Here is a 23732-nt window from a genome sequence, read left to right on the forward strand (position 1 = left end):
AAAATATATATTTTACATCTGAGAGGAAATTATGTCTGTTAGTTTAAAAAAAGGTCAAGGCGTTAGTCTATCAAAAAGTCAATTTGATCTTTCTCAAGTGACAATTGGTCTAGGTTGGGATGTAGCTGAAAATCGGCAATCTATTTCTGGATTTTTCAAAAAATTATTTAGTGGTAATAATGAAGATTATGATTTAGATGTTATCGCATTCTTATGTGATAAAAATGGCAAAATTGGCAAATTAGGAATGGTAAAAAATGGTAAACAAACGTTAGACAATGGCGATATTATATTTTTTAACAATATGATTCATGAAACAGGTAATGTTTGGCTTACTGGTGATAATCGAACCGGTGAAGGCGATGGTGATGATGAACAGATTATTTTAAAATTAAATGCCTTAAGTGATCAGTATCATAAGATTGTTTTTATTGTACAAATATATGATGGTACTCAACGTAAACAGCACTTTGGTCAAATACAAAATGCATTTATACGTGCAGTAGATGCTAATAATATAGAAATGGCACGCTTTGACCTTTCAACCGGTAGCGAATTTGTTAATAAACGTTCAATGATTTTTGCTGAATTAAATCGTGAAGCAAGCGGCTGGCAATTTAAAGCAATTGGTAATGCAAGTGAATCTGATACATTTGTATCATATATAGAATGGTACTCGTAATGAGAAGGCTTCCTGTATATCTAGTCATTGATACATCAGGTTCAATGCGTGGCGAGTCAATTAATGCGGTTAATGTTGGGATACAATCAATGCTCAACGCGCTTAGACAAGATCCCTATGCTCTCGAAAGTGTTTATATATCAATCATAACCTTTGATAATGAAGCTCGAGAAATTGTCCCTTTAACCGCCTTAGAACAATTTCAATTTCAGGATTTATCCGTTCCCAGTTCGGGAGCAACATTTACAGGCGCAGCATTAGAATGCCTAATAAATAGGATAAATCGTGATGTTAAGCGATCAAACAGTGAACAAAAAGGTGACTGGCGACCAATGGTTTTCTTAATGACAGATGGAAAACCATCAGACATGTTTGCTTACACGGAGGCCTGTAAAGCAATTAAGAATATTGCCATTGCTTCTATAGTTTGTTGTGCGATCGGAAAAAAAGCAGATACAGAACATTTAAAATTACTTTCATCACAAATTGTTGCCCTAGAAACCTTAGATTCAAGTGCTTTTGCTGGGTTTTTTAAGTGGATTTCGGTCAGTGTCGCATCAGGAAGTTCCAGTACGGGTATTAATGTTAGTTCAGATGATCTGCCTCCCCCTCCGCCTGAAATACAATTAGTTTTATAAAAATAAAAGTATAACTTTATGAGAAGATTACCCGTTTTTTTTCTACTAGACTGCTCCGAATCAATGATTGGGGGGAATCTGGATAAATTAAAGAAAGGACTACAAGATATCGTTACGGATCTTAGAAAAGATCCACATGCACTTGAAACAGTTTATATTTCTATCATTGCATTTGCCGGTAAAGCTAAAACAATTGTTCCTTTAATTGATTTAATTTCATTTTACCCGCCAATGTTACCGATTGGTGGCGGAACATCATTGGGAGCAGCTTTACGTGAGTTAAGGTATCAAATTGATAATAAATTACTTAAAACAACTCCAGACCGTAAAGGTGATTGGAAACCAATTGTTTATCTCATAACAGATGGTCGCCCTACTGATATAGTTGGTAATGAATTGCGTATTTGGCGAGAAAAATATGCTCAAAAAGTTAATTTTATTGCAGTAAGCTTAGGAAATTCAACTGACATAAGTATATTACATCAACTAACAGAAACAGTCATAATATTAAATGATAATCATCAAGAGAACTTTACGCATTTCATTAAATGGATTACGGCTTCCGTTTCTTCTCATAGTCAAAATATAAATAAAGATATTGCATTATTAAATGATTATAACAATGTATTAAACTTGTCTGATGCTAGGAATTATAAATCATATGATGAAAATTGTGTGGTACTTGTCGGTAAATGCTCAAATACAACTCGTCCCTATTTAATCAAATATAATCTAGCTGATAATGTAGTCAATCTTTATACAGATCAACAACAAAAATACCAGCTAACTGGGTGTTATCCTATTGATAACGAATATTTTGATTGGAGTGATGAAGTAAAAACAAGCTTATTAGTTAATACTAACCAACTAATTGGAACACCGACGTGTCCACATTGCAGTAATCCTTCTGCTTTTGCAATGTGTTCATGTGGTAACCTTTTATGCATTGACCATACTGGCTTAGTAACATGTCCTTGGTGTGATAGATATTTACAATTTAATATGAGTATGCCTGATGAGGATTTTGATGTAATAAGAGGGAAAGGATAATGACGAGTTCTGGTAATATTTATCAAAAAATTATCTCTGCAATTATTACTGATATTTCCCAAGATCTGCTAGAACAACTAATTAAAACCAATTCAATTACGGTTCTTATTGATCAGGCAATCGAAACGATCACTACTACATATCAACAATTAAAATCGGATAATAGTAGTCAAAACGATGATAATCAATCTAATTTTACCCTGCCTTTAGCTTATGTTGTCCCTATAACACATTGGCTTGAGTTAAAACCTGAAAAAGATGTGCAATTATTGAAATTTAAAGAATTACAGAAGCAAAATACTAGTAACGATTCATCTGAAAATCTAGTCAGCGATAGAAAAAGTCCAATATCTTATTCACCTCGGTTTCATTTACCAAATATGAAAGTAGGTAATAACTATTCAGCTAAAATAGAAATTGATTCTCCATATACTGATGCAGAAATCATTATTGAGAATATTTTAATTAATCAACCAGATTTAAATCTTACTTTTAATAAACAAACTAATACCATTGAGGGTACTCCAACAATATCAGGTACTTTTACTCTGGATATCATTTGGAAAGTTACAGACGGTGTAGCGCAAACAACTAAAATAGATATTATCATTAATCCAGATCCTGATAGTTTGTGGAAAAATATTCCTGCTGATGAAAATGACATTTACTATAAACCAAGTTTAGCCCATCAGTTTATCGAAACAGAACAACTGAAAATTGCTGCGGCTAGTTGCCGAGGCCGTTCACATGCTCATGTAGGTTCTTTTAGAGATGATGATTTCTTTATTGATAGTTTATCTAATGGATGGAATATCACTATTGTTGCAGATGGCGCTGGAAGTGCTAAAAATTCAAGAAAAGGGTCACAATTAGCAGTAAATACGGTTGGACAATATCTTAAACATCAACTATTAGATAGTGCGAACCAAGATCTTTTAAGTTGTGTAAAAAAATGGGATCATGCTTCTACCCAAAGCGCTGGTACTCAATTTAAAACTTGGTTTCGTGATGCTATATTACTCGCAATCAAACAACTAGAGGTAGAGGCGGATAAAACTAATCGCCCTCTCAAATCATATTCAACGACGTTATTAATTGCTGTAACCTTAAAAATGGATAATGACTTATTCGCTGCCACATTTTCCGTTGGTGATGGCGCTATTGCCGCCTTTAGCTATAAAGATAATATTCGTTTATTAGCAAACACAGATAACGGTGAATTTGCAGGACAAACACGTTTTTTAGATAATTCTATTTTACGAGAAGCTGATTTCTATAGTCGAATTCGCATAGGAAAATGGCCAGAAATAAATTATTTCCTATTAATGACCGATGGAATTTCTGATCCTAAATTTGAAACCGATTTTCAGCTAAATAATAAAGATAAATGGCTACAATTAATCGACGAACTTAATCCATACTTAGCAACACCAGTTAATCCTGCAGAGGCGTTATTAGATTGGATGAAATTCTCATCTCCAGGCCATCATGATGACCGAACTTTAATTGTAATTTGGTAAATTTCTTAGATTAAATTGATATTAGATATAAAAGATATGGCTAAAATTATTAATTGTGTAACTAAAAGCGGTAAACATGTTAATTATGTTGATGAAATAATTGGCGCAGGAACGATGAAGAATGTTTATTTTTCATCAGATAAATCCTATGTTATCGCTTTTTATCAAAAAACACCAAATCAACAAGCTCGTGAACGCATTGAGATGATTACTGGGTCTTATTACCAAAATATATTTAACCAACAAGGTGGAGATTATTGGCATGAATTATTTTGTTGGCCGACAGATATTGTTGAACATATGGGACAGTTAGGTTTAGTTATACCAACTTATCATAAACATTTCTTTTTTAAATATGGTTCCAAAAATAATGATTTTCTTAACATTAAAGGGAGGGAAAAGGAAGGTAAATGGTTTGCCAGTGCCAGTAACCGTAATAAATTTCTTGATCCTCGTGAAAAAGGAACATTATTAACTTATCTAAAAATCTGTCTACAGTTATCGCGTGCGGTAAGAAGATTGCACGCTACAGGTTTATGTCACAGCGATTTAAGCTATAAAAACGTATTAATTGATCCTGAATTAGGTCATGCTTGTATTATCGATATTGATGGATTGGTTGTGCCGGACAAATTTCCCCCTGATGTGGTTGGTACCCCAGATTTTATCGCGCCGGAGGTTGTAAAAACAGCACATCTAGATAAAGATGATCCAAAACGGATATTACCTAGCATAACAACCGATCGGCACGCATTATCGGTTTTAATATATATGTATTTGCTTTTTCGTCATCCTCTAAGAGGTGGGAAAGTTCATGATATCAATGATGAGATACGTGACGAGTCAATGACCATGGGTGAAAAAGCGCTTTTTATAGAACACCCTTCTGACAAAAGTAATAGAGTCAATACTAATCAAATCTCACCAGATGCATTACCATGGGCAGATCCTACTAAAATTCCATATACTGTTATGGGGCCTTATTTATCTAAATTATTTGAACGAGCGTTTATTGATGGATTACATGATCCACTAAAACGTCCTACTGCTGATGAATGGGAAACCGCACTAGTTAAAACTATCGATTTAATTCAACCATGCCAAAATAAACAGTGTGAACAACAATGGTATGTTTTTGCTGGTAAAACCGCGCCTTCTTGTCCTTATTGTGGCACAGCTTACAAAGGTAAATTACCTATTTTAAATCTTTATTCCTCTCGTATCGCAGGGAGTTATCGACCTGATGACCATCGACTTATGGTCTGGAGTGGGCAATCACTCTATCCTTGGCATATCAATCGATTGATCGCGCCTAATGAAAGACTGAGTGACCATTTAAAAAAACGGGTCGGCTATTTTATATTTCATAATAATCAATGGTGGTTAGTGAATGAAGGTATCAAAGATTTGATATCGTTGCCCGACCAAACAAAAATAGCGATTGGCGATAAAATCGAACTTAATGATAATCGCCAAATCTTATTGTCCCGTGAAGATGGGGGACGATTAGTAGTCGTACAATTAGTGGATAATTAACAATTATATTAAATATAAATTAATCTATCTATTAATTATGATTTGAATAGTCTATCCTAAAACGTCATGGAATATGTTAAAGGGTTTTTTTTAAGTTATGAAAGTTTTTTTTGATTTTGATGGTACTCTGACAACCAAAGATTCATTAATACCATTTCTTATTTATACCGTTGGTTGGCCAATGGTTATCTTTAAAGCTATTTTACTTGTTCCATTATTATGTCGGTATTTATTTAATCGAGAATTACGTGGTGAAGTTAAAAATAGAGCACTTCAAATCTATCTTTCGAAATTTTCAAAACAAGAAATTGATCATTCTGCTTCACAATTTGTTACGAAAATTTTACCTAAAATGATGCGTCCGCAAGCAATTGCCCTACTAGAGAAGCACAAGGCTAACGGTGATGAGTGCATTTTGGTGAGCGCATCAATCGATCTTTATCTATTACCATGGGTAAAACAAAATGGTTTCGCCAAACTTATATCGACACCTTATATCGGTAATTATCCAACAATGATAGGCAAAAATTGCTATGGCGAAGAAAAAGTCCAGCAAATACTAAAAAACTATCCAGATCTCTCAGAAGAAGATAGTTGTGCATATGGCGATACCATTGGTGATATTCCAATGCTGAAGTTAGTTAAAAAAGGTTTTATGTGGTCGAATAAAGCGCAAAAATATTTACCTTTAAGTTAAATATTACTTAAATATTGATTTAATTTTAACCAAAGGAATGAATAAGGAAATTAAATATAAAATGATAACTAGAATTTGGTTTATGGAGAGCTTTTCATCACAACGAGACATAATTTTAGCGGTAAAAGATTTTGCAAAAAAAAATCATGTAAAAATCGAAGTTTTTGCTTCTCACCGGGAAAATCGAAAAGAGATCCTATCCACAGCTGATTTCGCTATTATTGAACCTTCAGAAGAGACACAGAGATTATCCTTTATTACTGAAGTTATTAGCCAATATAAAATTGATGTGGTATATGTTGTTAAAAACGCACTTTGGTATGAACAACATCGTTATGAAATAGAAGCAACTGGAGTAACCTTAATTACCGGTGCAAGTAATATAGATTTATTAAAGCTTTCAAATAGTAAGATAGATTTTGCCCTATTTATGGAGCAGCAGCAATTACCGGTTGTTCCTTCAATATTAATTGATAATGTTGAACAATTACAAAAAAATATTGCTCATCCGCCCTTTGATAAATTATGTATTAAACCAGTTCATGGTATTTATGGCATGGGATTTTGGCGATTCGAGAACAATATATCCCCATTTAGAATCTTGTCCAATCCGGAAGAAAGAGGTATTCGACCTGATATTTTTCTGCAATTATATGCCACTTTAGAACAACCTACACCAATGGTTTTAATGCCATATCTATATTCACCCGAATCGTCTGTCGACATTTTCGCTAGTAAAGGTGAAGTTCTCTGTGCTATAGCTAGAGAAAAGCATGGTAGCAAGCAGATAATTAGAAATGAAGGTGTGGCTTTTGAACTTGCCTGTCGTTGTGCAAGTGCCATGCAAGCTGATGGCTTAGTAAATGTTCAAACACGTAATGATAAAGATGGTCAACCATTATTACTGGAAATTAATATGAGACCTTCGGGCGGTATTGGCAATACTTTGCATAGTGGGGTTAATCTAGCCGGTTTAATGGTCATGTATCATTTAAATTTGCTAAATAAAACTCAAGTTAAAGATCTATATAAACAACATTTTAAATACGCAGAAGTTATTTCTACATCATCCGTTATTCAATATCCAAATAATTTAACCAACTTAATCACTATATCGTCATGATCAATCTAAAGAAAACATTAAAACGAGGAACCCTTTCTATTAATTATAAAATGGGGAAATTCTCTACAGATGAATTATTTGATATCGCTGAAAGGAATAATCCAAAACGAGCTTTTTTATTTGTTAGTAAAGTATTAGGTAAACATATCCCGGTATCACCAGCAAAAATGCGAAAAAGTTATCGCGAACTAAGCCAAATGTTACCGGATAATATTAATGGCGAAGCAATTTTTATCGGTATGGCCGAAACAGCTGTTGGATTAGCCGCAGGTGTTTTTCATGAAGCAAAAAGTAAGTTTGATAAGGCATTTTTATTAACATCAACCCGTCATGCCATGAACGCTGAATTATTATGTGAATTTAAAGAAAACCATAGTCATGCCACGGATCATTTAATCTATCTTCCTCAAGATAAAGCAATGCGCGCCAGTTTGAATAATGCCGAAAATCTAATTCTAATTGATGATGAAATGACAACAGGAAACACTTTTACAAATCTTATTCAGGCGTTGTGGAATACTCATTATTTTAAAAATATAAAACGTATCATTATTTTGACACTTGTTAATTGGAATCAAGAACCAATAAGCTATCCTGACATAGAGGTTCAATGTTATGCATTGCTAAATGGTAATTGGACTTGGCAGCCAGATTTAAATGCTCCACCACCTACAATGCCAGAGGTCAATATTACCAATCAAAATGATAACGTTATAATTGGTCCTCAAGATTGGGGAAGATTAGGTAGTCACGAAAGTCATGATAATTTGGGACAGCAAATCGCCGTCCAACCGGATAAATCCATATTAGTTATTGGTAGTGGAGAATTCCTGTGGAAACCTTTTTTATTAGCTGAACGTTTAGAAAAACAAGGAGCAAACGTATTATTTGGTTCAACAACACGTTCACCTATTGCTATAGGTTCCGCTATAAAGTCAGCGATTTCTTTTACTGATAATTATGGTCAAGGTATTCCTAATTTTATTTACAATATTGCTCACCAAGAGTTTGATAAAATCTTATTATGTGTTGAAACCGCAGAACACAGTATAGACCAAAGTTTTTTAAAACAATTGAAAGCAATAACATCTGACGTTGAGGTAGTTTGTTATGCTTGATATGACCTCCAATAAACCGGTTATATTAACCGATTTAGATGATACGTTATTCCAAACTAAACGGAAAATGCAAGAGGAATTACATATCTCGCCTAACCATATAGCTGCGCTTGATCGCTCGTTAACGCCTCGTAGTTTTATGAGCGATGAGCAGTTTTTATTTGTCAATTGGATGTTACAAAATGCAGAAGTGATCCCTGTTACCGCACGGGGAACTGAAGAAATAAAACGAGTTAAATTACCGTTCACCTCTTGGTCAATCACCACTCATGGTGCAGTAATTTTAGATGCTAAAGGACAAAATGATATTACTTGGCAACAAAAAATTTTGCATGATATCCACCCTTATCGAAGCCAGTTACTTTTATTGCAGCATGATATTGAACAGATGATGATAAAACAAAAATTGAATGCTTGGGTAAGAATCAATTATGAATATGATGATGTTCCTATCTATTTCGTTATGAAACATCGTGATAGTAATCAGCTTGCTGAGCTTTATCAATTTGATGATGAACTTCAACAAAAGTTTGATACAAGTCAATTCTATATTCACCGCAACAATAACAATATTGCTTGGATCCCAAAGCCAATTGAAAAAGGCAAAGCTGCAACATGGTTAATTAATAAACTAAAAACTCAAAGGGGTACTTTTCCACTAATAGGAATGGGTGACAGCTTAACAGACTTTAGTTTTATGCAACTTTGTACTTGGTTTTGTATTCCACAAAAAAGCCAATTCAGCGATGCAATTAAACAAACAATATTTGGAAAATAATAATGATTAATATCGAACCGTTTTCAGGATCATACACCTCTTGTGATGTCCAATTTTTACTAAAACGTGTTGAAATGGAAACTACACCTGTTGAAATAAAAGAACAATTAATTCAATCAGGAAAGAAACACTATTCGGAAATGATTAGTCGTGAAGATGAACCGACAAGCTGGCACTTAGATTTATTCGAAAAATCAATACAACAAGAAGGTCAACGTTTAGCCAAAGAAGTATTACAACTTGCTATTTTTTTAACTCAACAAATTCAAACACCGATTGTACTCATAAGCTTAGTTCGTGCAGGTGTACCACTAGGTGTAATGTTACAAAGAGCACTAAAAGATCTTGGTAAAGAAACTTACCATTACGGTGTCAGCATTATTCGCGATCGTGGTATTGATACCGTTGCGATGGATTGGATTGAAAATAAACACGGTAAAAACAGCATTGTTTTCGTAGATGGCTGGACTGGTAAAGGCGCTATTACCAATCAACTTCAGCAGTCTTTAGCTTTAAGACAAGGCTATCAAGATAAACCAAAATTGATTGTTTTGGCGGATCCTTGTGGTTGTGCTTGGGCTTCCGCCAGTGATGATGATTGGTTAATTCCATTTGGTATTATGGGAGCACCTGTTTCAGGAATGATATCTCGTTCAATTTGGTTAAATGGCGATTTACATGGTTGTATTCAATGCAACCATTTAGAGAAATATGATTGCAGTCAATATTTAGCCGATATCGTCGATCAACATCGACGCCAAATTGACGCCACAAAATTACCAAATGTCAGCTTCAATCCCGATAAAAAACATGAGTTATTCCAAATTAGTCAACAAGTTATTCAACATTTTGCTGAAAAATATAAGATTACTAATTTAAATCGAATTAAGCCGGGTATAGCAGAGGCAACAAGAGCCGTTTTAAGAAGAATTCCTGATTACGTTTTAGTTCGAGATCGTAATGATCCGGATGTAAAACTACTTATTTATTTGGCCGAAAGTAAAAACATAAAAATTATAGAAGATAATAAAAATTTAGGGAATTATCGAGCAATTACAATTATAAAGAAGGTCTCTGATGAATAAAAAAATATCACCTTGGAATATTGGTTCAAGTTTATATATTCCGGCGAATAATCCAAATATTGTTGATATTATAATTCATAATAAATATTCAGGCTTAAAATCAGTCATTATCTGTTTAGAAGATTCGATTAAAGTAGAAGATTTTGCCTTCGCTAAAGATAATTTGCTAAAAAGTATATTACATATTACAGATCATCTGAATCAAACATCAGATGAAAATGTACCTCTTATTTTTATACGCCCTAGAAATATCGATAACGCAAATTGGATAATTACTAATTTAAACCTAACCTATGTTGCTGGTTTTGTTATAGCAAAATTTGATCAAAATTGCCTAAATGATTGGTGGTCCATTTTACAAAATACACAGTTATTAATGATGCCAACCTTAGAAACACCAGATGTTTATAATGTGGTTAAAATGCAACAACTATCGGATATATTATCAGTTCATCCTTGTCGTGATCGAATCCTTTTATTACGTATTGGCGGTAATGATTTAATGAATGGACTACGATTGCGACGTCATAAAAATATGACCATTTACGATGGACCTATTGGCTATCTTATTAAAATGTTAGTTGTAACCTTCGCCCAAAATGGATTTTATCTTACAGCGCCTGTATGCGAACATTTTTCAGATAATGATTTATTAGCAAAAGAAGTAGCCTTAGATATTTTGCATGGTTTAGTCGGAAAAACACTCATTCATCCTTCTCAATTAGATATCATTAATCAGTTTTATCGGGTCACAGAACATGATTATGCAGAAGCCAAACAGATTTTATCTGTTCCCCAAGGCGGAGTATTTAATATTAATGGTTCAATGTGTGAACCGTCTACCCAGCATCGCTGGGCAAGCGATATTATTGAAAGGGCACAATCTTTTGGTATGGATTAATTAGTCATTTTCATTAAATAAAAATTAATCGTAAAAAGCTATTTATTATAAGAATATTTTTGAATGGAGAAAAAATGGTATCACTTAAAAAAAATCAAACAATTTCACTTAAAAAAGAATCATCAGCATTAAATCAATTACATTTTGGTCTAGGTTGGGATCCTGTTAGACGTAATAATCAAGCTAAAAAAGGATTTTTAAGTAGTTTATTTTCTTCATCGGAGAAGTCCATTGATTTAGATGCTAGTTGCATCATGTTAGATGTTATAGGTAAAAAAATTGATGAAGTTTGGTTTTGTAATCTTGAATCTGAGTGTCTCTCAGTTCTGCACAGTGGTGATAATCTGACAGGAGAAGGAGATGGTGACGATGAAGTTATTTATGTTAACTTACCAAAACTCCCTTTTGATGTTGAATATTTAGTATTTACGGTTAATAGCTTCAGAGGACAGACATTTAATGAAGTGGATAATGCTTTTTGCCGTGTCTTAGATCAAAATAACAAAGAGCTTGCTCACTATAAATTATCTGAGCAAGGTTCACATACCGGAATTATCATTGCTACTCTCAAACGTAATGGTGGTTCCTGGGACTTTACTGCACAAGGTTTTCCTTGTAGTGGTAGAACAATTCAAGATATGTACCCACAAATTGTTGATAAGGTGATTGGCAGATGATAAATTTAACTCTAGGTGCAAATACCGTCATTAACCATAATGATATTATGGTCAAAATTAGTTCGGGTTTACCAGTTGATGCTTCAGCATTTCGACTATTTGCTAATAATAAGGTAAAAGATGATCTTGATATGGTTTTTTATGGACAGCCAAAGAATGAAAATGGTTCGATTTTATGGAAACAAGACCAAAACAAAAATCATGAATTTATTGTAAACCTATCAAAATTAGCCAATGATGTAACAAAAGTTGCCTTTACGATTACTTGTGATAAATATCAACCAATTAGTCAGTTATCAAATTTATCCATTGAAATTATAGCCAATAATCAAGTTATTGCTATCGGAGAAGTGGATATTGTTGGTCGCCAAGAAAAAGCATTAATTATGGGTGAAATTTATCGACGAAATTCGGAATGGAAATTCAGATTTATTGCTCAAGGATTTAATGGTGGGTTGAAACCGTTAGCGGAGAATTATGGCGTTAATATCGTTGATGAAGAAAATTCCTCAGAGACTAAAACCAATCAAGTAAGTAATGCCAATCAAGTAAATAATCCCAATCCTTCAAGTAAAGTCAATCTTAACAAAATATCTTTATCTAAAGATAAAACTACGGTTAATTTAACCAAACAAGATAATTATGGAATGATTGGTATAAATCTAAATTGGAATAAGTTAAATAAAGAACAAAAACGCGGATTTTTATCAAACTTTTTAAACACAAACAAGAATATTGATCTTGATTTAGCTGCATTTGTACGATTAAAAGATAATAGTATTTACGTCATTCAAGCATTAGGTAACACATTTGGATCTTTAAATTATCCTTGCTATGTACAGTTGATGGAAGATGATCGTAATGGTTCCAATAAAGATGGTGAATGGATATATATAAATGGGGAACACTGGAATAAGATTGATGAAGTACTTATTTATACCTTCATTTATGAGGGAGTTCCAAATTGGAATCAAACCGATGCCATCGTTAAAGTTCAAGTACCTGGGCAACCTGAAATTGAGACCCCGCTTACTGAAGGTGATAACAGAAATAGGTTATGTGCTATTGTGCATTTAAAGAATGATAAAGGAGCAATAAAGATACAACGCCTTAACAGATACTTTAGTGATCAACAGGACTTATCTCAAGCTTACGGTTGGGAATTTAGATGGCAAGCAGGTCGTAAATAAGATAATTTATAGAGCGCCACTGCAATTTGCTTTAAAATAATAAAATAAAAAGTATAAAAACGTCAGTTATATGGCAGTTCTAGACATAAGTATGATAATAAAACATTATGTTAGAGCTAAAAGCAATGTAAATATGTAATTAGGATGAAAATGATAAAATTTCTCGGTTTTCCAATACAAACAACGATTGTATTTGTATGTTTATTAGTAGGTGCCTTATTTATCGATTTATTTACCCATCGAAAAGATAAGGTTATTAGTTTAAGAAGCGCTATATTATGGTCGGTATTTTGGATCGTCATATCACTGTTATTTGCAGTTTATCTTTTCTATAGCTATGGTTCAGAAGTTGGTAGCTTATTTATAACAGGCTATGCATTAGAAAAGGTGTTATCCATTGATAATTTGTTTGTAATGATGGCTATTTTCTCTTGGTTTTCAATACCTAGCAAATATTGGCATCGAATTCTTTATTGGGGAATCATTGGTGCTATTATATTCAGAGGAATTTTTGTTATCATCGGAACAGGACTGCTTAGCTTGGGTTCTTATGTTGAATTAATCTTTGCTGTTGTGGTCGGTTGGACAGCTGTTATGATGCTTAAAAATGATGATAATGATGAAGAAATAGAGGATTATTCTCAACATTTAGCTTATCGTTTAGTGAAACGAATTTTTCCTGTTTGGCCTAAAATCTATGGGCATAACTTCTTTATTAATAAAAAACAAGTTAACGAGGAGTTAGCTAAGCCAGAAAATAAAGATTTAGTAGTTAAGAGTAGTGCAAAAGCAACCATTTTCGCTACCCCTTTATTTCTCTGTTTAGCTGTCATTGAAATTTCTGATGTTATGTTTGCATTTGACTCTGTACCTGCGGTCATTGCCGTGAGCCGTGAACCATTGATCATATATAGTGCAATGATGTTTGCAATTTTAGGTCTACGTAGTATGTATTTCGTATTAGATGCTTTAAAACGATATTTAGTACATTTAGAAAAATCAGTAATGGTGATATTATTTTTCATTGCGCTAAAATTATTTTTAAATGCAACTGATCATTTATGGGGTCATGGTTATAACATTTCAGCTACAACAAGCTTAATTATCGTACTGACAATTTTAGCACTCGGCATCATAGCCAGTTTGCTATTCCCTTCTAAATCAGAAGAGTAAATAAAAATAAGTTAATATAAATAAATCAAACAAGGAGTTAAATATGGGTGTTTCTCTTTCTAAAGGTGGCAATGTCTCTTTAAGCAAAACCGATCCGGGTATGAAAAATGTATTAATCGGATTAGGATGGGACGTACGTGCCACTGATGGTCAAGATTATGATCTTGATGCATCGGTTTTTCTTTTAGCTGAAAATGGCAAAGTTCGTAATGATTCAGATTTTATATTCTATAACAATTTACGTTCAGCAGACGGCTCCGTTGAACATACCGGGGATAATAGAACAGGCGAAGGCGATGGTGATGATGAATCAATTAAAATCAAACTTGAGAAAATCCCTGCGGATGTTGCTAAACTCGTTTTCGTCGTTACTATTCATGATGCAGCAGCGAGAAGACAAAGTTTTGGTCAGGTAGAAGGTGCTTTTATTCGATTAGTTAATGATGATACCCAGATCGAAGTTGCGCGATATGATTTAACTGAAGACGCTTCAACTGAAACGGCAATGTTATTTGGTGAACTATATCGCCATAATGGTGAGTGGAAGTTCCGTGCTGTTGGTCAAGGTTATGCAGGTGGTTTAGCTTCTGTTTGTGCTCAATATGGTATTAACGCATCTTAAAGTTAGAAGGAATTAAAAATGGCTGTATCACTAGTAAAAGGTGGGAACGTATCATTAACAAAAGAAGCACCAACTATGACAGTGGCAATGGTTGGTTTGGGCTGGGATGCACGAGTTACTGATGGAAAAGAATTTGACTTAGATGCATCTCTATTTATGTTAAACGAAAATGATAAAGTACTATCGGATTCTCATTTTATTTTCTTTAATAATAAAAAAAGTCCATGTGGTTCTATAGAACATCAAGGGGATAATAGAACCGGAGAAGGAGATGGCGATGATGAACAAATTAAAATCAACTTATCTCAAATCCCTGATAATGTTAAAAAGCTAGTTTTTAGCGTTACCATTTATGATGCCGAAAATCGCAAACAAAATTTTGGTATGGTTTCTAATAGTTTCATTCGTATATATAATAATGATAATGAAGTAGAAATCGCACGTTTTGATTTATCTGAAGATGCATCAACAGAAACAGCAATGGTTTTTGGTGAACTCTATCGTCATGGTTCAGAGTGGAAATTTAGAGCTGTTGGTCAAGGATTTGCTGGTGGTTTAGCCGCAATGGCATCACAATATGGTGTTGCTGTTTAAATTAATAATTATTTATATGGCTAGTTACCATTCTTGTATAAACTAGCCTGTATATAATAATTAAAAAGACTCAACATAATTGAATCCTCAAATTTGATATAAGAATAACACTCTATAAGTGTTATTCTTATATATTTGTCATAACAATCTAATATTGCCTAACTAAATTCGCTATAATTAATAAATATTAACTAATATTTAATTGATGCAATTGGTGTAAGCTAATTTTAAGTGAGTTAAAATATACAAAAGAATGATGTGAGCAACTATTAGAGAATTGTTATGGAACAAAATATTATTATGACAACTGAACAACCCATCAAAGGCCGAATTCACTCTTTTGAATCATTTGGTACTGTCGATGGACCTGGTATTCGTTTTATTGTCTTTTTTCAAGGTTGCTTAATGCGTTGCTTGTATTGTCACAATCGTGATACATGGGATTTAAAAGCTGGGCGTGAAGTCACGGTTGATGAATTGATGAAGGAGATTGTCACTTATAAAAGCTTTATTATGCCTAACGGTGGCGGTGTAACGGCATCAGGTGGTGAAGCTACTTTACAAGCAGAATTTATTACTGAATGGTTTAAAGCTTGTCATGCAGAAGGAATTCATACCTGTTTAGATACCAATGGATATGCTCGGCAGCTCGATCACACTATTGAAGATTTATTGGAAGTAACCGATCTTGTCATGTTAGATTTAAAGCAAATAAATGATGAGATACATAAAAAATTAGTTGGTGTTCCTAATAAACGCGTTTTAGATTTTGCCAAATATCTACAAAAGATTAATAAAAGAACCTGGATCCGCTATGTGGTTGTACCTGGTTGGACCGATGACGATAATTCAGCACATTTGCTTGGTCAATTTATTCAGGGAATGGAAAATATAGAACGTGTAGAGTTACTACCATATCATAAACTTGGTGCCTATAAATGGGAGACTATTGGTGACAAATATATGTTAGAAGGGGTAGAAGCACCACCAAGAGAAACGTTGGATCGAATCCAAACAATTATAGAAAGTTACGGACATTATGTAACATTTAGCAAATAAAAAACTTCAACATAAATAAGGCGCTTAAAATCGCGCCTGTTAATCTTCTATTTTAATCTTTTCCTTCTCACCGCCCGTAACAGATAGAGGATGCCTTCAAGCGCTAGGACACAAACAGATAGCCAAATCAGTCCGTAAGACACAATATGTTCACTAGATACTGATTCATGCAAAAATAATACTGAAACAAGGGTAAGTAAGACTGGCTCTACATAGCCTAGTAGTCCAAATAATCCGAGCGGTAATAGTCGTCTGGCAACGAAATACATGGCAAAAGCGATAGCCGTAATAATTCCTAGCATTGGAATAAAAATATGAAAGTGTGATAGATCACTAATAACGCGATTGAAAGGATAATTTAGAATAAAATAAATAAGGCAACCAAGAAATATAAAAAAGAAATCTGAAAAGGTTCCAGAAATGCCCTCTATTTGTAGTTTACGGCGGGTCATAAAATAGATAGGGTAACCCAAGGCAATAACCGCGGTTTCCCACGAGAATGCACCAGTAATGTAGATTTCTAGAATAACACCAATACCGGCGAGAACAACGGCAATTTTTTGAAAAATACTCAGTCTTTCTTTATAGAAAATTTGGCCAAAAACAACCATACTTAATGGTAATAAAAAGTAGCCAAGCGAAGCAGATAATCCATGGCCATTTATTGGCGCCCAAATAAAGATCAACATCTGGATAGTAAGTAAAAATGAAGAAAACAACAATCCTACTAAAAGGAATGGTTGATTTTTAATTCGAGTAAATAGGGCTGATATTGATGACCACTGCTTTTCAATAAAAATTAATACCACAATAGCGGGAAAAGATGTTAATAACCGCCAACAAAAAATGTCGACGACTGATAAAGGTTGTAATAATACCGGGTAGTAATAAAGTAACCCAAAAAGACATGATGCCAGTATTGATAGTGCAACGCCTTTTATCATCTTATTCACCTACATTAATAAAAAAATAGCGCTAATTGATAGCGCTATTACGAATATAACAAATTCATGTTAGCCAATGAATTCAAGACCATTCATATATGGTACTAATACAGATGGTACTTTGATTGTGCCATCGGCTTGCTGGTAGTTTTCCATGATGGCTACAAGAGTTCGTCCAACCGCTAAACCTGAACCATTTAGGGTATGTACTAAATAAGTTTTATTATCAGTTTTATTGCGATAACGTGCTTGCATTCGACGAGCTTGGAAATCCCACATATTTGAACAAGAAGAGATTTCTCGATAAGTATTTTGTGCAGGAACCCAAACTTCAAGATCATAAGTTTTACAAGAACCAAAGCCCATATCACCTGTACAAAGGATAATTTTACGATATGGTAGTTCTAATAATTGTAAAACTTTTTCTGCGTGAGCGGTTAGCTCTTCTAACGCTTTCATTGATTCTTCAGGTTTAACAATTTGTACCAATTCAACTTTATCAAATTGGTGCATACGAATCAAACCGCGAGTATCTTTACCATAAGATCCGGCTTCAGAACGGAAACAAGGTGTGTGTGCGGTCATCTTCATTGGTAAAACACTTTCATCAAGAATCTCATCACGGACTAAATTTGTAACAGGAACTTCAGCCGTAGGAATCAAGGCATAATTACTACTTTCAGATTCTTCATCAAGAGGTTTTGTATGGAATAGATCACCAGCAAATTTAGGTAATTGACCAGTACCAAATAGGGTTGCATGGTTCACAAGATAAGGAACATAAATTTCCGCGTAACCATGTTGTTCGGTATGCAGATCTAACATAAATTGCGCAATGGCTCGGTGTAAGCGAGCTAATTGTGATTTCATCACCACAAAGCGTGCACCAGTAAGTTTTACACCGGCTGCAAAATCCAGACCACCAAAACGTTCACCTAAAGCGACATGATCTTGAATTGGAAAATCAAAGCTTCTTGGTGTTCCAAAACGAGACACTTCAACATTATCGTTTTCATCTTTACCATCAGGCACCGAGTCATCAGGAACATTTGGAATGTTGGAGGCGATATCTTTAATTTGATTTAGGAGGATATCTAGCTCTGCTTTAGCACTGTTAAGCTTTTCCCCTAATTTGTTTACTTCTTCTCGTACTGCTGAAATATCTTCACCGCGAGCTTTAGCTTCTCCAATTGCTTTAGAGCGAGCATTACGCTGTGCTTGTAAGTTTTCAGTTTCAACTTGTAATGTTTTGCGCTTCTCTTCTAATTGTCGAATAGTTTCGACATCTAATTTAAATCCACGACGTGCTAGTTTGCTAGCAACAAGATCTAATTCGTTTCGAAGTAAATTTGGGTCCAACATAAAAAAAGTCCATTATCGTTTATTAATGTTATCTGATTAATTTTTTATTTCAGTTATATATAAATAAAAAATATGATGAATATGAAATTTGTGAGCTTAGTATACTAGAATTATATCGGGATTCAACCGAAGTGCTATACCCGAAAAACTCAAACTGATATTCATAAATCTATTTAGTTCAATTGGATAAATAATAATTATTCTTTATATGTGCAAATCTTAACCATATAAAAATTTAATTATTATTTTTTGTTGCTTATATTGCCGAATATTTTAACTTGCCTATTATTAATAAAAGACATAACAAATACAAGTTATTAACGATCATTTTTTAATAAATTTTACAATAAAGATAATTTACTACTTTCTAAATCGATTTTGCTATTTTTTATAAAAGTAAATCAAATTGTAAATCAGCTATTTATTACCATTGGTATATTCTGTTGATAAAGATCTTATTAACATTTTTAAATGAAAATCTTTGAATGGCTGTTATTCGTGATGGATAGAGTAAACCATATCTTATATTAAACTGCTAAACCGATAATATTATCGCTTTAACGTTTTGAATTTTTACCTGCCAAGAGATAAATTGATCAATAACCAGATAAAATAACAAATATTTCAATTGTCGCTGGAATCAATTGCGAGTTATATCGTTCATTCCTCCAAGCATTATAACTATTGTATTCGTTATTGTTACTTTACTGTTAAGTATTGTTGCTAAGAGTAATATGAAAATTGTGATAAACGTGGTTGAGGTTTTGCAACGACAATAATCGTTTGTAACATTATCGTTTTTAAATCATGATTTTTCATGATTGTCGTCCTCGACATCATTTTTTTATCAGCTTCTGATGAATCTCAATAAATAAAAGAAATGTTGTGATGAGATTAGCACTGACAGAGTTAGGTTGTTATGATTTAGAAAACATGATTAACTACTTAGTAACCATTACATCCTTTCTGCAATAAAAACATTTTATATCCAATATTCTAAACTAATATGTGTTGCTAATAGTTTTGTTTAGTTCTTCAATTTTATTATTGAGTATGTAGATAAAACAACTAAGCTATTATATTTAGCTACTTCTCAATGTTCTTTTTATGAATCTTCAGTTTTAAAGTTGCTGCACAAATTTTATTTTGCTTTAAAAGTGTGAATATTAGCTTTTAATCTTGCGTAAAACGCATTTTAAGGCATAGTTAGGGTTTTGAATAGGGTAGGGGATAGGTGAACCTAAAAAATCGTTGTAGTACGTTCTATATTGGTATTATTAAACGTTGTTAAGATAGGCAATAGGTTAGATATAACATTGAGTAAAAGTAGATTCTGTTTTAGTGTAGGTATTATTTTTAAGGTTGTTATTATTCAATGCGATTGTTTGATTGATTATTATAAATCGAAGAATAGTTTAGGATGCTTAAATGGCGCACCCGAAGGGATTCGAACCCCTGACCGCTCGGTTCGAAGCCGAGTGCTCTATCCAGCTGAGCTACGGATGCTTGTAAGTTCGTAAAAAATGGTGCATCCGAAGGGATTCGAACCCCTGACCGCCCGGTTCGTAGCCGGGTACTCTATCCAGCTGAGCTACGGATGCACATTAGGTTTTTAAAATGGTGCATCCGAAGGGATTCGAACCCCTGACCGCCCGGTTCGTAGCCGGGTACTCTATCCAGCTGAGCTACGGATGCATATTTTAATTTTAAAAATGGCGGTGAGAGAGGGATTCGAACCCTCGATGCAGCTTTTGACCGCATACTCCCTTAGCAGGGGAGCGCCTTCAGCCTCTCGGCCATCTCACCAAAACATTATGACTCTGCTTTAACGACAAAATCATAATGTGTGGCGCACATATTACGTTCTCCAAAAAATAAGTCAAACATTTTTTTGCGAACACGTGCTAGTTGTTTATTTAGTGCCCAATATTACTCTTTGGGTTGAACTTTTTCATCAATTTTGTCTTGCGATTGATGAATTCTGTTGTAGATCTCTTCTCTATGAATAGAAACTTCTTTAGGTGCGTTAATACCGACTCTGACTTGATTACCTTTTACGCCCAAGACGGTAATAACAACATCGTCACCAATGATAAGTGTTTCACCTATTCTCCTAGTTAAAATTAACATTAGATCTCCTAATATCAGTTAAGTATATATCCAAACAATTTTAAGATATAGCTTCGTCAGCCCCCCATCGGATAAGGCAAAAAGACGGAATTTTACAGAAATACACTAATGCCCAATTAAACAACACAGGAGTATTTCTGGCTAACTTGCTTGTAATTTATGACTGATTTCCTTTTTTACAGAAGATAAAGCTTCTGGTAACGCCGAAAGATCCATTCCACCTGCTTGAGCGAAATCAGGCCGCCCACCGCCTTTACCACCTACTTTTAATGCTAATTGAGATACTAATTCGCCAGCTTTAACAATGTTTAATAAATCATTGGTTACACCAGCTGCTAAATTAATTTTGCCATCATTGACAGCAGCCAAAATAATTACACCACTTTTTAATTGATTTTTCAGATCATCAATCATTGTACGTAACATTTTAGCTTCGACGTTATCGACTTTAGCAATTAGTAAGTTTTTATTATTAATTTTTTCACATTGATTAAGCAATTGCCCACTTTGTTGGCTAGCTTGTTCGGCTTTCAACCGTTCAATTGCTTTCTCTAATGTTTTGGTTTGATCAAGTAACTGTTCTATTCTTGATAAAACAGCTGATTTATCACTTTTAACCAATAAGCCAATTTGGTTTAATAAATTGGATTCATGGTGGATATATTCCATCGCATTTTGACCTGATGTAGCTTCAATACGACGTACTCCTGATGCAATACTTGACTCAGAAATAATTTTAAATAAACCTATATCTCCAGTTCTATCAACATGGGTACCACCACAAAGCTCTATAGAGAAATCGCCCATGGTTAATACTCTAACAATATCTTCGTATTTTTCACCAAATAGTGCCATAGCACCTCTGTTTTTAGCCTCATCAATAGGCATTAATTCTATGTCTACTGGTAAGTTTCGTCGAATTTGCTGATTAACTAAATTTTCTATTTCGACAATTTGTTCTGGTGTAATGGCTTGATTGTGTGAAAAGTCAAACCGAAGATAACTGTCGTTTACTAAAGAACCTTTTTGATGTACATGGTTACCTAAAATAGTTTGTAAAGCTGCTTGTAATAGATGTGTTGCTGAATGATTACGACGAATACGTTCGCGTATTTCAACATCAATTGCAGCGGTTACTACATCTCCAACTTTTAATGTACCTTTGGTAACTTTACCTATGTGACCAATACTTTTGCCATATTTTTGGCTGTCAGTGACGTCAAATACTAAATCAGCAGAAGTTAGAACACCTTTATCACCAACTTGGCCACCAGACTCACCATAAAATGGTGTTTTATCTAGAATAACAACAGCGTCGTCACCCGCATTGATCGCCTCTACTTTATTGCCATTTTGGAAAATAGCAATCACTTTTCCTGAGGCTTCATTAGATTGATAACCTAAAAATTCAGTTTTATCATCAAGTTTAATCATATTGCTATAATCAACACTAAATGAACTGGATTCACGAGCTCGTTTTCGTTGTTCTTCCATGCATTGATTAAAACCATTTTCATCAATAGTGATATTTTTCTCACGGCAGACATCAGCGGTTAAATCTAATGGAAAGCCATAAGTATCATAAAGTTTAAATGCAATATCACCTGGTAATACGTTGTCAGTAATTTTACTTAACTCTTGATCAAGTAAGAATAGACCTCGTTCCAATGTTTTTAAGAACTGCTCTTCTTCAATCTTAAGCGTATCTTCAACTAATTTTTGGTTAGTTGCTAATTCATTAGCGGCACTTCCCATTACTTCAATTAATGGTTTAACCAATTTATAGAAGAATATATCTTTAGCGCCTAACATATGTCCATGACGTACTGCGCGACGAATAATTCGACGTAATACATAACCTCGTCCTTCGTTTGAAGGTAGGACGCCGTCAGCCACTAAAAAAGCACAAGAACGAATATGGTCAGCAATAACTCTCAATGATTTACTTTCTAAATCTTTGGTTTGAATGATTTCAGCAGCATTTTTTATTAGTTTCTTAAATAGGTCAATATCATAGTTAGAATTGACGTGTTGTAAGACTGCTGCTATCCGTTCAAGCCCCATACCCGTATCAACAGACGGTTTAGGTAAAGGTTCCATTGTACCATCAGCGAGACGATTAAATTGCATAAAGACGAGGTTCCAAATTTCAATAAATCGATCGCCATCTTCCTCGGCACTTCCTGGAGGCCCACCCCAAATATGATCGCCATGGTCATAAAAAATTTCTGTACAAGGCCCACAAGGTCCAGTATCACCCATTTGCCAAAAATTATCAGAGGCATATGGGGCTCCTTTATTATCACCTATGCGGATAATACGCTCTTTAGGAATACCAATTTCATTTTCCCAAATAGCGAAAGCCTCATCATCTGTTGCATAAACAGTAACCGTTAATCGATCTTTAGGAAGATTAAACCATTTTTCACTGGTTAATAATTCCCAAGCAAAATGAATCGCATCACGTTTAAAATAGTCGCCAAAACTGAAATTACCTAACATTTCGAAAAAGGTATGATGCCGAGCAGTATAACCTACATTGTCAAGGTCATTGTGTTTTCCACCAGCTCTCACACAACGTTGAGATGTGGTTGCTCTGGTATAAGGTCTTTTATCAATACCAAGAAACACATCTTTAAACTGATTCATCCCTGCATTTGTAAATAAAAGTGTTGGATCATTATGTGGAACAAGGGAACTACTGGCAACGATTTCGTGTCCTTTGCTATGGAAAAAGTCAAGAAAACTTTGACGAATTTCTGTAGTGCTTTTCATTTATGCTTCCATATTAAACGATAAATTTTTAGACATAGTAATATACCCGTTACAACTTAAGTTGAAAAGTAAATATTC

Annotated in this window: 21 protein-coding genes and 4 tRNA genes; 17 read left to right on the forward strand and 8 right to left on the reverse strand. The window is 34.1% G+C overall.

Going from position 1 to position 23732, the window contains the following annotated elements; all coding sequences use genetic code 11:
* Positions 1-31 precede the first annotated feature (31 nt).
* From DKK70_RS03305 to pflA, 17 genes are all read left to right on the forward strand, one after another.
* On the forward strand, positions 32-682 hold the full coding sequence (locus DKK70_RS03305) for a TerD family protein (protein WP_110432723.1): 651 nt from the start codon (positions 32-34) through the stop codon (positions 680-682).
* Positions 682-1320 (forward strand): vWA domain-containing protein, encoded by a 639-nt coding sequence (locus tag DKK70_RS03310; RefSeq protein ID WP_110432724.1) that lies wholly within the window; start codon positions 682-684, stop codon positions 1318-1320. The genes DKK70_RS03305 and DKK70_RS03310 overlap by 1 nt, the downstream gene beginning before the upstream one ends.
* Positions 1321-1338: 18 nt before the next feature.
* Positions 1339-2370, forward strand: a complete 1032-nt coding sequence (locus DKK70_RS03315) for a TerY-C metal binding domain-containing protein (RefSeq protein ID WP_110432725.1) — start codon at positions 1339-1341, stop codon at positions 2368-2370.
* Positions 2370-3890 (forward strand): PP2C family serine/threonine-protein phosphatase, encoded by a 1521-nt coding sequence (locus DKK70_RS03320; protein WP_110432726.1) that lies wholly within the window; start codon positions 2370-2372, stop codon positions 3888-3890. The genes DKK70_RS03315 and DKK70_RS03320 overlap by 1 nt, the downstream gene beginning before the upstream one ends.
* Positions 3891-3926: 36 nt before the next feature.
* Positions 3927-5426: a helix-hairpin-helix domain-containing protein gene (locus DKK70_RS03325; RefSeq protein ID WP_110432727.1), complete on the forward strand. Its 1500-nt coding sequence runs from the start codon at positions 3927-3929 to the stop codon at positions 5424-5426.
* A 97-nt stretch (positions 5427-5523) separates the two neighbouring features.
* Positions 5524-6123, forward strand: coding sequence for an HAD family hydrolase (locus DKK70_RS03330; protein WP_110432728.1), 600 nt, complete (start codon positions 5524-5526; stop codon positions 6121-6123).
* Positions 6124-6184: 61 nt separating this feature from the next.
* Positions 6185-7246, forward strand: coding sequence for an ATP-grasp domain-containing protein (locus DKK70_RS03335; protein ID WP_110432729.1), 1062 nt, complete (start codon positions 6185-6187; stop codon positions 7244-7246).
* On the forward strand, positions 7243-8364 hold the full coding sequence (locus DKK70_RS03340) for a phosphoribosyltransferase domain-containing protein (protein WP_110432730.1): 1122 nt from the start codon (positions 7243-7245) through the stop codon (positions 8362-8364). The genes DKK70_RS03335 and DKK70_RS03340 overlap by 4 nt, the downstream gene beginning before the upstream one ends.
* A 1-nt stretch (position 8365) precedes the next feature.
* A complete protein-coding gene (locus DKK70_RS03345) occupies positions 8366-9142 on the forward strand; it encodes a hypothetical protein (RefSeq protein ID WP_110432834.1) in 777 nt (258 codons plus the stop codon).
* Between the two features lie 2 nt (positions 9143-9144).
* Complete coding sequence (locus DKK70_RS03350; protein ID WP_110432731.1) at positions 9145-10227, forward strand: cysteine protease StiP family protein; 1083 nt, start codon at positions 9145-9147, stop codon at positions 10225-10227.
* Positions 10220-11128 carry an HpcH/HpaI aldolase/citrate lyase family protein gene (locus tag DKK70_RS03355; protein ID WP_110432732.1) on the forward strand — a complete coding sequence of 303 codons (909 nt, stop codon included), beginning with the start codon at positions 10220-10222 and terminating at the stop codon, positions 11126-11128. Before DKK70_RS03350 ends, DKK70_RS03355 begins: the two co-directional genes overlap by 8 nt.
* A gap of 74 nt (positions 11129-11202) precedes the next feature.
* On the forward strand, positions 11203-11805 hold the full coding sequence (locus DKK70_RS03360; RefSeq protein WP_110432733.1) for a TerD family protein: 603 nt from the start codon (positions 11203-11205) through the stop codon (positions 11803-11805).
* A complete protein-coding gene (locus DKK70_RS03365) occupies positions 11805-12995 on the forward strand; it encodes a TerD family protein (protein WP_110432835.1) in 1191 nt (396 codons plus the stop codon). The genes DKK70_RS03360 and DKK70_RS03365 overlap by 1 nt, the downstream gene beginning before the upstream one ends.
* A gap of 150 nt (positions 12996-13145) precedes the next feature.
* Positions 13146-14168: a TerC/Alx family metal homeostasis membrane protein gene (locus DKK70_RS03370; RefSeq protein WP_110432734.1), complete on the forward strand. Its 1023-nt coding sequence runs from the start codon at positions 13146-13148 to the stop codon at positions 14166-14168.
* Between the two features lie 43 nt (positions 14169-14211).
* Positions 14212-14790: a TerD family protein gene (locus DKK70_RS03375; protein WP_110432735.1), complete on the forward strand. Its 579-nt coding sequence runs from the start codon at positions 14212-14214 to the stop codon at positions 14788-14790.
* Between the two features lie 18 nt (positions 14791-14808).
* Positions 14809-15384: a TerD family protein gene (locus DKK70_RS03380; protein ID WP_110432736.1), complete on the forward strand. Its 576-nt coding sequence runs from the start codon at positions 14809-14811 to the stop codon at positions 15382-15384.
* 282 nt (positions 15385-15666) lie between these two features.
* Positions 15667-16443 carry a pyruvate formate lyase 1-activating protein gene (gene pflA / locus DKK70_RS03385; protein WP_219999672.1) on the forward strand — a complete coding sequence of 259 codons (777 nt, stop codon included), beginning with the start codon at positions 15667-15669 and terminating at the stop codon, positions 16441-16443.
* Between the two features lie 47 nt (positions 16444-16490).
* Here pflA and rarD read toward each other — a convergent pair whose 3' ends face one another.
* The 8 genes from rarD to alaS all read right to left on the reverse strand — a co-directional run bounded on the left by rarD (position 16491) and on the right by alaS (position 23654).
* Positions 16491-17387, reverse strand: coding sequence for an EamA family transporter RarD (rarD, locus tag DKK70_RS03390; protein WP_110432737.1), 897 nt, complete (start codon positions 17385-17387; stop codon positions 16491-16493).
* Positions 17388-17456: 69 nt separating this feature from the next.
* Positions 17457-18749, reverse strand: coding sequence for a serine--tRNA ligase (serS, locus tag DKK70_RS03395; RefSeq protein WP_110432738.1), 1293 nt, complete (start codon positions 18747-18749; stop codon positions 17457-17459).
* 1429 nt (positions 18750-20178) lie between these two features.
* Positions 20179-20255: transfer RNA gene (locus DKK70_RS03400), tRNA-Arg, on the reverse strand.
* 18 nt (positions 20256-20273) lie between these two features.
* A tRNA-Arg gene (locus tag DKK70_RS03405) sits at positions 20274-20350 on the reverse strand.
* 17 nt (positions 20351-20367) lie between these two features.
* A tRNA-Arg gene (locus DKK70_RS03410) sits at positions 20368-20444 on the reverse strand.
* A gap of 18 nt (positions 20445-20462) precedes the next feature.
* Positions 20463-20555: transfer RNA gene (locus DKK70_RS03415), tRNA-Ser, on the reverse strand.
* Positions 20556-20678: 123 nt separating this feature from the next.
* Complete coding sequence (gene csrA / locus DKK70_RS03420) at positions 20679-20879, reverse strand: carbon storage regulator CsrA (RefSeq protein ID WP_110432739.1); 201 nt, start codon at positions 20877-20879, stop codon at positions 20679-20681.
* A 141-nt stretch (positions 20880-21020) separates the two neighbouring features.
* Positions 21021-23654, reverse strand: a complete 2634-nt coding sequence (gene alaS / locus DKK70_RS03425; RefSeq protein ID WP_110432740.1) for an alanine--tRNA ligase — start codon at positions 23652-23654, stop codon at positions 21021-21023.
* Between the last annotated feature and the right edge of the window lie 78 nt (positions 23655-23732).

Source organism: Gilliamella apicola (assembly GCF_003202655.1).
Classification (GTDB): Bacteria; Pseudomonadota; Gammaproteobacteria; order Enterobacterales; family Orbaceae; genus Gilliamella; species Gilliamella apicola_R.

Excerpts from the sequence above, each read along its gene's own strand:
- alaS (WP_110432740.1), bottom strand. The coding sequence starts at position 23,654 with ATGAAAAGCACTACAGAAATTCGTCAAAGTTTTCTTGACTTTTTCCAT.
- DKK70_RS03360 (WP_110432733.1), top strand. The coding sequence starts at position 11,203 with ATGGTATCACTTAAAAAAAATCAAACAATTTCACTTAAAAAAGAATCA.
- pflA (WP_219999672.1), top strand. The coding sequence starts at position 15,667 with ATGGAACAAAATATTATTATGACAACTGAACAACCCATCAAAGGCCGA.
- rarD (WP_110432737.1), bottom strand. The coding sequence starts at position 17,387 with ATGATAAAAGGCGTTGCACTATCAATACTGGCATCATGTCTTTTTGGG.
- DKK70_RS03350 (WP_110432731.1), top strand. The coding sequence starts at position 9,145 with ATGATTAATATCGAACCGTTTTCAGGATCATACACCTCTTGTGATGTC.
- csrA (WP_110432739.1), bottom strand. The coding sequence starts at position 20,879 with ATGTTAATTTTAACTAGGAGAATAGGTGAAACACTTATCATTGGTGAC.
- DKK70_RS03335 (WP_110432729.1), top strand. The coding sequence starts at position 6,185 with ATGATAACTAGAATTTGGTTTATGGAGAGCTTTTCATCACAACGAGAC.
- DKK70_RS03345 (WP_110432834.1), top strand. The coding sequence starts at position 8,366 with ATGACCTCCAATAAACCGGTTATATTAACCGATTTAGATGATACGTTA.
- serS (WP_110432738.1), bottom strand. The coding sequence starts at position 18,749 with ATGTTGGACCCAAATTTACTTCGAAACGAATTAGATCTTGTTGCTAGC.
- DKK70_RS03310 (WP_110432724.1), top strand. The coding sequence starts at position 682 with ATGAGAAGGCTTCCTGTATATCTAGTCATTGATACATCAGGTTCAATG.
- DKK70_RS03340 (WP_110432730.1), top strand. The coding sequence starts at position 7,243 with ATGATCAATCTAAAGAAAACATTAAAACGAGGAACCCTTTCTATTAAT.
- DKK70_RS03315 (WP_110432725.1), top strand. The coding sequence starts at position 1,339 with ATGAGAAGATTACCCGTTTTTTTTCTACTAGACTGCTCCGAATCAATG.
- DKK70_RS03320 (WP_110432726.1), top strand. The coding sequence starts at position 2,370 with ATGACGAGTTCTGGTAATATTTATCAAAAAATTATCTCTGCAATTATT.
- DKK70_RS03305 (WP_110432723.1), top strand. The coding sequence starts at position 32 with ATGTCTGTTAGTTTAAAAAAAGGTCAAGGCGTTAGTCTATCAAAAAGT.
- DKK70_RS03325 (WP_110432727.1), top strand. The coding sequence starts at position 3,927 with ATGGCTAAAATTATTAATTGTGTAACTAAAAGCGGTAAACATGTTAAT.
- DKK70_RS03370 (WP_110432734.1), top strand. The coding sequence starts at position 13,146 with ATGATAAAATTTCTCGGTTTTCCAATACAAACAACGATTGTATTTGTA.
- DKK70_RS03330 (WP_110432728.1), top strand. The coding sequence starts at position 5,524 with ATGAAAGTTTTTTTTGATTTTGATGGTACTCTGACAACCAAAGATTCA.
- DKK70_RS03375 (WP_110432735.1), top strand. The coding sequence starts at position 14,212 with ATGGGTGTTTCTCTTTCTAAAGGTGGCAATGTCTCTTTAAGCAAAACC.
- DKK70_RS03355 (WP_110432732.1), top strand. The coding sequence starts at position 10,220 with ATGAATAAAAAAATATCACCTTGGAATATTGGTTCAAGTTTATATATT.
- DKK70_RS03380 (WP_110432736.1), top strand. The coding sequence starts at position 14,809 with ATGGCTGTATCACTAGTAAAAGGTGGGAACGTATCATTAACAAAAGAA.